The sequence below is a fragment of the Amycolatopsis kentuckyensis genome (assembly GCF_041679295.1).
GTDB classification, from domain to species: domain Bacteria; phylum Actinomycetota; class Actinomycetes; order Mycobacteriales; family Pseudonocardiaceae; genus Amycolatopsis; species Amycolatopsis kentuckyensis_A.
Genome location: NZ_JBGDMD010000019.1, coordinates 83,017 through 93,555, shown reverse-complemented (window position 1 = coordinate 93,555; position 10,539 = coordinate 83,017). Strand labels below are relative to the sequence as shown.

At 69.6% G+C, this 10,539-nt stretch carries 14 protein-coding genes and 1 pseudogene; 8 read left to right on the top strand and 7 right to left on the bottom strand.

From position 1 onward, the window contains the following. The 4 genes and pseudogenes from ACERZO_RS47925 to ACERZO_RS47910 form a co-directional block, all read left to right on the top strand. A pseudogene (locus ACERZO_RS47925) lies at window positions 1–295 on the top strand (hypothetical protein); the annotation flags it as partial. Window positions 296–310: 15 nt separating this feature from the next. After that, on the top strand, window positions 311–922 hold the full coding sequence (locus tag ACERZO_RS47920; protein ID WP_372672686.1) for a hypothetical protein: 612 nt from the start codon (window positions 311–313) through the stop codon (window positions 920–922). Continuing rightward, window positions 915–2,060 carry an MAB_1171c family putative transporter gene (locus ACERZO_RS47915; protein WP_372672685.1) on the top strand — a complete coding sequence of 382 codons (1,146 nt, stop codon included), beginning with the start codon at window positions 915–917 and terminating at the stop codon, window positions 2,058–2,060. Before ACERZO_RS47920 ends, ACERZO_RS47915 begins: the two co-directional genes overlap by 8 nt. 13 nt (window positions 2,061–2,073) lie before the next feature. After that, the gene (locus ACERZO_RS47910; RefSeq protein ID WP_372672684.1) at window positions 2,074–2,691 is read left to right on the top strand and encodes a phosphatase PAP2 family protein; all 618 of its coding nucleotides are present in this window, start codon (window positions 2,074–2,076) and stop codon (window positions 2,689–2,691) included. Between the two features lie 320 nt (window positions 2,692–3,011). Here the strand turns inward: ACERZO_RS47910 and ACERZO_RS47905 are convergent, their stop codons facing one another. Then, window positions 3,012–3,536 (bottom strand): hypothetical protein, encoded by a 525-nt coding sequence (locus tag ACERZO_RS47905; protein ID WP_372672683.1) that lies wholly within the window; start codon window positions 3,534–3,536, stop codon window positions 3,012–3,014. Window positions 3,537–3,666: 130 nt separating this feature from the next. On the opposite strand from ACERZO_RS47905, the gene ACERZO_RS47900 reads away from it, so the two are divergent. The 3 genes from ACERZO_RS47900 (at window position 3,667) to ACERZO_RS47890 (ending at window position 5,769) form a co-directional block, all read left to right on the top strand. Continuing rightward, entirely contained in the window at window positions 3,667–4,296 is a 630-nt protein-coding gene (locus ACERZO_RS47900; protein ID WP_372672682.1) for a hypothetical protein, read from the top strand. Between the two features lie 94 nt (window positions 4,297–4,390). After that, on the top strand, window positions 4,391–4,867 hold the full coding sequence (locus ACERZO_RS47895) for a hypothetical protein (RefSeq protein WP_372672681.1): 477 nt from the start codon (window positions 4,391–4,393) through the stop codon (window positions 4,865–4,867). An 8-nt stretch (window positions 4,868–4,875) separates the two neighbouring features. Beyond that, on the top strand, window positions 4,876–5,769 hold the full coding sequence (locus tag ACERZO_RS47890; protein WP_372672680.1) for a hypothetical protein: 894 nt from the start codon (window positions 4,876–4,878) through the stop codon (window positions 5,767–5,769). A gap of 28 nt (window positions 5,770–5,797) precedes the next feature. On the opposite strand, the gene ACERZO_RS47885 is transcribed toward ACERZO_RS47890, so the two are convergent. Next, window positions 5,798–6,013, bottom strand: coding sequence for a hypothetical protein (locus tag ACERZO_RS47885; protein ID WP_372672679.1), 216 nt, complete (start codon window positions 6,011–6,013; stop codon window positions 5,798–5,800). Between the two features lie 99 nt (window positions 6,014–6,112). Between ACERZO_RS47885 and ACERZO_RS47880 the strand changes: the two genes are divergently transcribed. Further along, on the top strand, window positions 6,113–7,300 hold the full coding sequence (locus ACERZO_RS47880) for a cytochrome P450 (protein ID WP_372672687.1): 1,188 nt from the start codon (window positions 6,113–6,115) through the stop codon (window positions 7,298–7,300). 4 nt (window positions 7,301–7,304) lie between these two features. Here ACERZO_RS47880 and ACERZO_RS47875 read toward each other — a convergent pair whose 3' ends face one another. From ACERZO_RS47875 to ACERZO_RS47855, 5 genes are all read right to left on the bottom strand, one after another. After that, on the bottom strand, window positions 7,305–7,895 hold the full coding sequence (locus ACERZO_RS47875; protein ID WP_372672678.1) for a hypothetical protein: 591 nt from the start codon (window positions 7,893–7,895) through the stop codon (window positions 7,305–7,307). A 166-nt stretch (window positions 7,896–8,061) separates the two neighbouring features. Further along, window positions 8,062–9,183 (bottom strand): tyrosine-type recombinase/integrase, encoded by a 1,122-nt coding sequence (locus tag ACERZO_RS47870; protein ID WP_372672677.1) that lies wholly within the window; start codon window positions 9,181–9,183, stop codon window positions 8,062–8,064. Continuing rightward, a complete protein-coding gene (locus tag ACERZO_RS47865; protein ID WP_372672676.1) occupies window positions 9,180–9,536 on the bottom strand; it encodes a hypothetical protein in 357 nt (118 codons plus the stop codon). Before ACERZO_RS47865 ends, ACERZO_RS47870 begins: the two co-directional genes overlap by 4 nt. Continuing rightward, entirely contained in the window at window positions 9,533–9,922 is a 390-nt protein-coding gene (locus ACERZO_RS47860; RefSeq protein WP_372672675.1) for a hypothetical protein, read from the bottom strand. The genes ACERZO_RS47865 and ACERZO_RS47860 overlap by 4 nt, the downstream gene beginning before the upstream one ends. Next, complete coding sequence (locus ACERZO_RS47855; RefSeq protein WP_372672674.1) at window positions 9,919–10,446, bottom strand: hypothetical protein; 528 nt, start codon at window positions 10,444–10,446, stop codon at window positions 9,919–9,921. The genes ACERZO_RS47860 and ACERZO_RS47855 overlap by 4 nt, the downstream gene beginning before the upstream one ends. Between the last annotated feature and the right edge of the window lie 93 nt (window positions 10,447–10,539).

Here is a 10,539-nt window from a genome sequence, read left to right as displayed (position 1 = left end):
CTACCAGCTCAAGAGCGGGAAGAAACAAAACCCCACGCTGGAGACGATCAACTCACTGGCCAAGGTCCTCGGCGTCTCCGTCGCCTTCCTCACGGACTTCGACAGCACGCCCGAGGCCGCGGCCGCGGTGGCGGACGTCGAGACGAAGGCCGCGCTGAACATTTTGCAGCGCGACGCCGGCGTCAAGGAAGTCCTCTTCCGGATGGGGGAGATGACACCCGAAGCACGGACCGTCCTCGCCACCATGAGCGAACAGCTCGTCCAACTCAATAAGAAGCACGCGAAGCCCGAATAGGAACACAGCCGCACCATGTCCATCGACGCCAGATCTGCCGCCGACACCGCGCGTTGGCGGCCCGGCCTTCGCGGAGCCGCCGAGTACCGGCGCCTCCGCCGCCGCATCAACAAGCTCCTCGCCGAGGTCGGCATCCCCGACCCGTGGGACATCCGCGAGTTCATCCAACGCGTCGCCGACCACCGCGGCCGGCCGATCGAACTGCTGGCCGCCGAGATCCCGCCCAACGGGCCCGACGCGATGTGGGTGCCCACCGAGAACGTCGACGTCATCCTCTACGACTCCACCCTCCGCGAGGGTGACCTGCACTGGGAGCAAGTCTTGGCGCACGAGGCCGCCCACATCCTGCTGTGCCACCGCGGCGACGACGACGCCGTGCTCGCCCGCGGCCCGCTCAACGACCAGCTGCGCAAGCTGATCGTCGACAACGGCGGCGACCTTGACGGCGACGGCGTGCTGCACCGCGAGACGTACTCCCACCGCCAGGAGACCGAAGCCGAGGTCGCGGCGTCGCTGATCTGGCAGGCCGCCGGCCGGAAGCTCATCGAGCCGAAGCGCCGCCTGCGCGGCGCCGACCTCAACAGCGTCGACGCGCTCGCCTCCGTCATGGGGCGCGCCCGTGCGTGAAGCGATCCAGACCGCGCTGCAATGGGTGATGGTCCTCGCCGGGATCGCGGTCACCGTCTACCGGCTCGTCGACCTGATCCGCTCGCCGAAACGGCCCGCGATGTGGGCGATGTGGTCCGGCCTGCTGCTGCTGACCCTGTGTGTCGCGGTCGGCATGAAGGCCATCTGGACCCTCTCGGCGCCGCAGTTCCTTGTCCAGCACCTGCTGATCCTCGGCTCGCTGGAGGCCTTCACCTGGTTCTACCTGCTGTCGATCTACGGCAGCCGTGAACGGCCCGCCGAGATCCGCTGGTACCAGGCCGCGATGTACCTGCTCGCCGCCGGCATGGTCGTCACCTGGGGCCTCAGCGTCGCCTTCGAGAACCCCGACTACCTGGACCTGGACTACGCGGCCTTCCCGCTCATCCGCGCGTCGGTGCTTTGCTACACCGCTGCCACCGGCGTCCTGCTCCTTACGCTGAGCCGGCTGTCCTGGAAGTGGTCGCGCATCGCCGACCGCGTGTGGCTCCGCCGGAGCCTGGTGACGCTGACCATCAGCACCGGCCTCGGCCTGCTCTACACCGCCCACCACCTGGCGTACACGCTCCTCGAGGCGATCGGCATCACTCCGCCGTACCCGCAGGGCCTGGAAGTGCCCGTGATCGCAGGCGGCGTCCTCGCGGCCCTGATCGGTCTGTCCATGCCGGTCTGGGGCCCACGGGTCACCGCGCTTCGGATGCTGGTCGAATACCGGCGCTCCTACCGCGAGCTGGAACCGTTGTGGCAGGCGTTCACCGCGGCCCAGCCGGCGATCGCGCTGGAGGCCCGGCCGCCGAAGTGGGACAGCGAGTTCGCGCTTTACCGCCGCGCCATCGAGATCATGGACGGCCGCAGCAGGCTCCGCGCCTGGCTCGACCCCGAGGTGGCGCAGGCGGCCGAGCAGGCGGCGCAGGCCCGCGGCCTGGAGGGCGCGGAGCTCGTCGCTGCCGTCGAAGCGGAGGTGTGGCGTCACGCAATCGCTGCCCACGCTGCCCAGGCTCCGGAGCCGAGTGAGAAGGTGCTCACGGAGCCGGCGACCGGCAACAACCTCGCCGCGATGGTCCAGTTCCTGCGGCTGGTCGCGGCGGCGTGGCAGCGGCCGCCGCTCATCCCGAGCTGATCACGAGAAGGCCATGAGCACCGACACCGTTGAACACCAGCCCCAGACCGCCGCCGAGAAGGCCGGGAAGGTCGTCGGCGAAATCCTCGCGCCCTGGGTGGTGCTCGTGCTGCTGTCGCTGGCGGTGCCGTGGCGTGCCACCGGCTACAGCGTCGGGTTCACCCTGCTGTGGGGCTTCGTTATCGCGTTCTTCTGCGCTGCCGTGCCGATGGCGTTCATCGTGCGGGGCGCGAAGAAGGGCGCCTGGGATGGCCACCACGTCCGCAACCGCGAGGGCCGGGTGAAGCCGCTGATCGTGTGCTTCGCCTCCACCGCGGTCGGGTTGGCGATCATGTTGTTCGGACACGCGCCGACCGACCTGGTGTACATGGCGGTCGCCATGCTCGTGTCGCTCGTGGTCACGTTCGTGATCACGTTCCGCTGGAAGATCAGCCTCCATGCGGCCGTCTCCGGCGGGGGAGTCGCGACGCTCGCCGTGGTGTATGGGCCCGTGGCCCTGGCGCTGCTGCTCGTCGTGGCGCTGATCTGCTGGGCCCGCGTGGTCACCGGCGACCACACTCCTGCGCAGGTCGCGGCGGGTACGGCGCTCGGTTTCGGGATCACGATCTTGACGTTCGTGCCCACTTTTTGACCACTCGAACGGAGTAACTTTGATGTTGCATACCGTCGAGGATGTAATTTTTAGTTGACGTTGGTTCGGATGGGCGGATAGCTTGAAGACCTCGCCGGGTGATCAGCACTCGCACGGCGACGAGCAGGGGGGGATCCTGCTGGCGACACAGACCTTCCGACACGCAAACCCTGTGTCGCCAGCAGGGAAAACCCCACACCCGAACCGTCCGTCGCACTAGGACACGCGACCCGGCACCCTCGAACCCGGGCCGCCGCGACGAACGAGAAGCGCCCCGCCAGCCAAGAGCGATCTCCCAGGCCGGCGGGGCGCTTCGTCGTTCAGCCGCCGAGCGCCGTCTGGTACTCCTTCGCCTGGTCCGGCGTCAGGAACCGCGACACCCGCACCAGCACCGCGCCCTTCACGTAGTCGTACTCGCCGACCGCGGGCATCCCCTTCGCGACCGACTGGATGAAGTCCATCCGCGCCTTCGCGCCGGCTTCGTCGGCGAACACCTCCACCGAACCGCCGCGCTCGACCGCGTCCTCCTTCGAGTACTCGACGTCGTCGGCCTTGACGCGCGAGTCCGAGAACGCCGTCTTCGACGTGTAGCCGTTCGGCCGGCCGAGCAGGTGGTTCGGGTCGTCCTCCGCGGTGTAGGTCTTGAACAGCTTCACCGTGGGGATCTTCGCGCCGAGCGTCTTCGTGACGTCCTCGGCGGACTTCGGCCCGGCGGCGGCCTCGGCCGGGGCGACAACGCCCGCCGAGTCGGTCGCCGTGGGCGCGCCGCCCGAGCTGCTGCACGCGGCCAACGAGAGCGCGGCCGTGGAGACGGCAACGGCCAAGACGGTACGACGGATGATCACGGACCCCTCCTACGTGACGATGGTCAACGCCGGTATGTCTCGCCAGACAGATCTTGCGTTACTGCAAGCAATGAACTCGTGACCGTGGCGCTTGACGGCTGCCCGACGCCAGCCTGGTTCGATATCCGCCATGACGCCTGCGCCCGCCCCGCCTGAGCCCTGGTACACATCAGCCCTTTTCTGGACCATCGCCGGCGTCGCAGTGGCGATCCTCGCCATCGTCGTCAGCGGGTTCGTTACCTGGTGGGTGGCGAACCCCAAGCGACGGCTGTACGTGTACGCCGCGAACATCACCCCGCTCGTCCACCGGGCGGGAGCGATCCTTTCCCTGGAAGTCCGGTCTGATGGGGTTGTGCTAACCAACCCTCACGTGGTCACCGTGCACATCTCCGTGCGGAGCCGTCGAGACATCCGGAAGGATGCCTTCGACGGGCCGATCAAGTTGTTCTTCGGCGCGCACATCGTGGACGTGCTGGAGCAGATCCATCAGTCCGACGTCCCGGGCTCACCTTGGCCAAAATTGGTCCAACATAAGGACTTCCTCGAAGTCCAGCCCTCCTTACTACGTCGCGATGCCAAGCTGACTTACACCGTTCTGGTGGAAGGCGACAAGGCGCCGAGCTTCTGGTCCGAGGTGCCCGTCGACGCAGACATCCGCGAGAAAGGTCCTGCCGAGGCGACCGTTCTTGAAGGGGTCGCGATCAAGATCGCCACGCGGGTTGCAGTGGGAAGTGCGCGCCCGTGGGTGACAAAACGTTGACACGAAGCAGGTGCGTTATCGTGTCCGACCAGTTACGCTTCGTGTGGGGAAAGGTGAGCGCGGCCAGGCAACGAGCAGGGAGGAACACCCCCGCATGACCGCCTCTGTACAGAAGACCGCTATCCAGGCCCGGACCCTCGTCTCCGACGAGCTGTTCCGGAAGCTGACGAACGACGTCCTCCGCGAGGACCGCGAGCTGGACGCCGCGTGCTCCCACCGGGTCACCGACCGCGAGGTCGCCGAGCGGATCGTGGACCAGGCGATCGCCTTCGTAGCCTCCGCCGACCCGGACAAGTTCCTGCGCCCGAGCAAGCGGGTCGACAAGGGCTGGCACGCCTTCATGCTCCGCACCCACGAGTACGCCGAGTTCACCGCGCAGCGCCCCGGCTGGTTCGTCCACCACGACCCCGACGTCGACCCGGCCTTCGGCGACGAAGGCCGCGCCATCGCCGCCGAATCGGTGAAGGTGATCGAGGCCGCCGGCTTCGTCGTCGACCACGAACTGTGGGACAACGCCGCCAGCTGCGGCGAGTCCGGATGCGGCGCTGGCCGACCGCCCGCCACCCGGTAGCCGCCACCATGGACCGTCGACACTGGGACCAGCTTCCCGAAGGTGCTCGACGCGTCGTCGAATCCCGGTGCGGGCCGGTCGTCCAGGCCGAGCCCGCACCGTCCGGGGTCAACAACGCGTTCGCTGGCACGCTCCACCTACGTCACGGCACACCCGTGTTCTGCAAGGGGATACCCGACGACGTCGACCCGTGGACCCTCGCGATGTTCGACCGCGAAGCCGCCATCGGCCCCGACCTGCCCGCCGACGTCTCTCCGCGCCTGCTGTGGGACCTCCACGCAGACGGCTGGCGGCTCTTGGGATTCGAGTACGTCGAAGGTCGCCCTGCGGACTTCGCTCCGGGTTCCTCGGACCTCCCGCTGGTGGCGCAGACGTTACGCACTCTGGCCACCAGCATCCCGGCGCCCACGAGCGAGAAACAGCAGCTGATCGGTGAGCGCCTGGCCGGCATCCAGGTCTGGAACACCTACCTCCGCAAGGGCGTACCCGAAGGCCTCGACTCCTGGGCGTCGGACAACCTCGCCGAGCTCGCGGCCCGAGAAGCCGCCGCCCCGGCGCACACCATCGGCGACACGCTGCTGCACACCGACCTCAACAGCCACAACTGGATCATCGGCCCGGCAGGTCCCCGGATCGTCGACTGGTCGTGGACAGCCCGCGGAGCAGCGTGGGTCGAAGTCGAGTTCCTCGCCCCGCGCCTGCTTGCCGCCGGTCACACTCCTCGGGACGTCGAACGATGGGCCGACAGTGTTCACGAGACTCCGCCGCCAATCGCCGGAAGCGCCGCGTTCGCCGTCGCCCTGGCCGGCATCTGGACCCACCGGGCGATGAGCGGCGGCTTCAACCCGGCGTTCGCTGACGCTGCACGGGAATGGGCGCGGCACCAGCTCGCGCTGACCTGATCGAGCCGGCTACACCGGTCGGGGCGGGCTACTGCTCGTCCCGACCGGGCCCTTCTACCTGTCGGAAGCTCGGGCTCGACATCAAGGTCGCCGGCGAGATCACCGCCGGGTCGGAGAAGCCGCTGCCGTCGTAGCGCTCGAACACCGCCCGGTCGTCCAGCGCGTACCACTTGCCCTGCGCGATGTTTCGGCCGTCCGCCTCGACGAACACCCGCGCCCCCGTCACATCAGGAAACTCCGCCACCGGTCACCCCTTCCGCTCAAGCCCCTCCTGCATCCTGCCTCCGACTGGGCACCGGGCTGCAGCGGCCCCGCCGCGGCGTGACAAAGTGCCCTGGTGAACATGCTCGGCGAGCTGCTGGACCCACGAAACCGCCTCGACCCGTACCCGCTGTACGCGCAGTGGCGGGAGAAGGCGCCGGTTGTCCGGGTCGGCGGCCCGTTCGTCGCCGTGCTCGGCCACGACGAGGCGGACCAGGCGCTGCGCGGCACCGAGTTCGGGCACCCCGAGCCGGAGGTCATCGACGGCGGCGACCCGGACCAGCCCGTCGACGAGCAGGGCCGGGTGGTGCGCGCGTTCGCGTTCCTGAACCCGCCGGACCACACCCGGCTGCGTCGCCTGGTGTCGAAGGCGTTCACGCCGCGCGTGGTCGAGAACCTGCGGCCGCGGATCGAGCAGCTGGCCACCGACGCGATCGACCGGATCGTCGACGCCGGCGAGGCGAACCTCATGGAGGCACTGGCGGTGCCGCTGCCGGTGACGGTGATCGCGGAGCTGCTGGGCGTACCGGGGGAGGACCGGGAACGGTTCGGCGCATGGTCGGCCGCGATGGCGCGGGCCTCGGACCCGGGGTTCCTCCTGCCGCCGGATGTCGCCGAGCGCGCCGCGGCCGCGCGGCGGGAGTTCATCGCCTACTTCCGCGACCTGGCCGTCGAGCGCCGCCGCGCCCCGGGGGACGACTTGCTGTCCGCGCTGGTGGCGGTCTCCGACGACGGCGCGATGCTAAGCGAGGGGGAGCTGCTGGTCACGCTCACCCTGCTGCTGGTCGCCGGCCACGAGACCACGACGAACCTCATCGGCAACGGCGTCCTGGCCCTGCTGCGCAACCCCGAGCAGTACGCCGCCCTCGTCGGCGACGGAACGCTCGCGGAGGCCGCGGTCGAGGAGATCCTGCGCTACGACTCGCCGATCCAGCTCACCATGCGCACCGTGCTGGCCAACACGACCCTCGGCGACGTCGAGCTGAACGCCGGCGACCAGACACTGGTGTTCTTCGGCGCCGCCAACCGCGACCCCCGCGCGCACCAGGCGCCCGACACGTTCGACATCACGCGGGCCCCGGAGCGGCACCTGTCGTTCGGGCACGGCATCCACTTCTGCCTCGGTGCGCCGCTGGCTCGGCTGGAGGGCCGGACGGTGCTGCGGGAACTCGCCCGCCGCGCCCCGGGTTTGCAGCTCGCCGGCGATCCGGAGTGGGCGGCCACGATGACGTTGCGCGGGCTGAGCTCGCTGCCCGTCACCGTGGCCTGAGCCGCTACCGGGGCTCCCCGTACTTCTCGACGTAGGAGGCGTAGTTGTCCGCGATGACCTGCTGCCCCTCCGCCGCGGTGAGCCGCTGCACCTTGATGAAGGCCAGCACCCTGGGGCCGTCGAGTCCCGCCCCATGAGCGAGGGCCGTGATCGTCTTGACATGGTCTTCCAGCTGGTCGACGACGCTCGGCGCCGACTCGATGATCCAGCGGCCGTTCCGCCACCCGAACCGGACGCTCCGGCCGGTCTTCCCCTCGCGGATGCGGCCAGAGATCCAAGCGGTGCCGCCATCGGCCTTCGCCGGGTTCTCTGTGAGCAGCAGGTAGACCCGCTCGGGGTCGTCGGCGTAGCTGGGGAGTCCGCGGCATGGGGTGATCGAGCCGTCGTCGTTGCGCGCCACCACCTCGTATTCGCCGCAGTCCGAGCACTTGAACAGGTCGTTGAGGGACTCGTAGTCGAACCGGTGGCCGCCATACTTGTCGGCCGGTGGCCCGGCGGCGGCCTGCTCTCGGACTGCGCGGACCGCGGCGGTGTGGCTCTCCCCGGTTTTCCGGGCGCGAGCCCGCGCGGCCTTCTGGGTGTTGCGGCTGGTCATGGCGTCCTCCAGCGGAGCGCCCACGTCACCCCGCGAGGTCTGCCGATCACGGGTCTGCCTTGCTGCTGCGCGCCGAGGCCATGAGCCGTCTTGTCCGCTGGGTGCCGGGTGGCCACGTGGGGGCCCGTCCGGCGCGGAGAGTGGTCTGCGCGTGCGACCACCGCGATCATAGCGGGCCGCGGTGCTCGGCGGCGGCTTCGCTGAACGACGACGCGATCGCCAGGCCGGGGGAGCTGGCCGGGTCGAAGAACTGGTTGCCGTACCGGCCGGTGGTCTCCTTTTGCAGGTGTCCGATGAGCGCCTGCAGCTCCTCATCGGAGAGGCCTTGGCGGCGGCCCTCGGTGATCACCGTGTGCCGGGCGACGTGCGAGGTGACCGTCTCCGGCTCCTCGATGCCGGCCAGCCGGGCAATCCGCTCGAGCGTGGCGTTCACCGCGGACCGCGCCAGCGGCTTGCCCGTCGAGGTGACGAAGAGCAGCGGCGGGGCGGATGCCGTCCCACGCAGGGCGATGGCTGAGCCGATGCCGCGCGATTCGAGGTATCGCTCAAGCCGCTCGTATGCCTCCGGCGGCACTGTCAGTGTGTGCACCCGGTCGCCCTTGAGCACCAAGTCGACGACGCGGACGCCGTGCGTGCGCCGGATCTTGTTCACCCGCAACGTGATCATCTCGGTGACGCGCGGAGCGCAGGCGAAAAGGAACCAGATCATCGCCGACGTCCGGAGCGCGACGTCGGCCGCCGGGTCCTTGTCGGCGGCCGCGAGGAGCGCGCCGACCTCCTCCCGGGTCAGGGACCTGGTAGTGGACTTCGTGCCCCTGGGCATGTCGACCTTGAGGTTCTTCCGGTTGACCAGGGCCATCGGGTTCATCTCCGTCAGCCCGGCCTGCATCGCCCACGTGTAGAACGCCGACGCCGCGGTGAACGTGTGCCCGCGCGTGGAGTGGGGGAGCGGCAGCCCGGTCTCCGGGTGCGGGGTGTCGTTGAGCGCCTGCGCCCACTCGACGACGTGAACGCGCTTCGCCTCGAACAGGTGCACGCCGTTGCGGGCGCACCAGGTCAGCCACGTGACACCGTTGCGCAGCCGAGAGGTGTCGCGCCACGTCTCGTACTGGTCGTACGGGTAGCCGATCGCGTCGCGGTACGTGGCCTTGGTGTCGCCTCCGACCTCCTTGAGCCACGCGCCGACGATCGCCAGCTCGCGCTGCCACCGGTCGCCGGCCTCGTCCCGGACCTGGGCGGGAACCGCTTCCGCCCGGACGAGTTCGCCGGCGACGTCTGGCTCGCTCAACGCGGCCTCCTTGCTGTTCGGATCGCGCGCGGCGTCTTGCCGCTGCGCCAGGGCTTCCCGGGCTTCGAGGTGAGGTGGTAGCCGCCGCAGCTGCGGCACTCGCGGGCGTAGACCGGGCTGTAGAGCCGGTTCGGGTCCGGCGGGGCGTCCTGGATCTCGGCGAGCCGGTCGAGCGCGGCCTGCTCGGTGTCAAACCGCAGCCGGTGGCCCTTCGGGCAGAACCGCGCGGCCGGCCGCGCCTCCCGGGCGGGCTCGGCGAAGTCCGGGGCGGCCCACGCCGGGGGCGGCGCGAACAGCGCCGTCCCCTGGTTGCCGCGGATGGCCTCCTGCAGCTCGGCGAGGTCGGCGGTCACCACAAGGTCCCCTCGGGTGCGCTCTCCTCGAGGAGAGCGCGGACCTTGTCGGCGACGACCACGCCGGAGAGATTGCGGGTGGCCGGATCGCTCACGAGGGCGAGCACCGCGGCGACCCGCTCCTGGTGTCCCGGCTCCGCGAGCATCCCCTCCTGGTCGAGCACCAGGGCGTGGCGGCACGACATCGTGACGAGCTCGTCGCCGAAGCCCGCGGTCATCTTCACCCGGTAGGCGAGGCCGGCGGCGCGCTCAACCAGCGTCGTGCCGACGAGGCTCGGCGAGTGCTCGATGCCCCAGGTGTCGTTCTGCAAGCGCCAGTTCGTCTCGTCGAGCTTGGCCCGCTGCTCGGCGATCACCCTGCGCCACATGGCGCCGGTCGTCGTCATCGGGCACCTCCAGTGGCCGCGTCGTACGCGGCGAAGATCTCGCGCGCCTGGTTCTCGCCGACGTGCTCGATCAGGACGGTTTCGAGCAAGTCGGGGTCGAGCCCGGCCGGCTGCGTCACGTCGTTGATTTCGGGATCTTCGTGCAGCTGGTCGTAGTAGGAGCACGCCTGGAGCCAGATTTTGCGGCCGTCTTCGTGGCCCTCCTGGGCGACGAGGCGCGAGTAGAGGTCCGGGAAGCGGTGTTCGGCGGTGAACTCGGGGTGCTCGGCGATCGACTGGTAGGACGTCGTCAGTGGCGGGGTGATCTCGACGCCGGTCGGGGTCGCGCCCCAGATGATCTCGGTGCCTTCGGGGTGCGCGGTGTGGTCGAGCGCGGCGGTGAGGTGCCAGGCGGCCTGCTCGGCGTCGTGCCGGTACGTGTAGCCGAGGTGGACGGTGGGGTGCCCCGGGCACGTGATCGTGACCGCGAACGGGAAGTCGTGTCTGCTCGCCGGTTCCGGCGTGCTGGTGTCCGTTGTGGACATGAGGGTTCTCCTTCGCTGGGTGCTGACCAGCTCGGTGATGTGTTGGAAGGTGGTGTTTGTTCGCGGGGTGCTGTCCCGCCGGGTGGTGCTGGG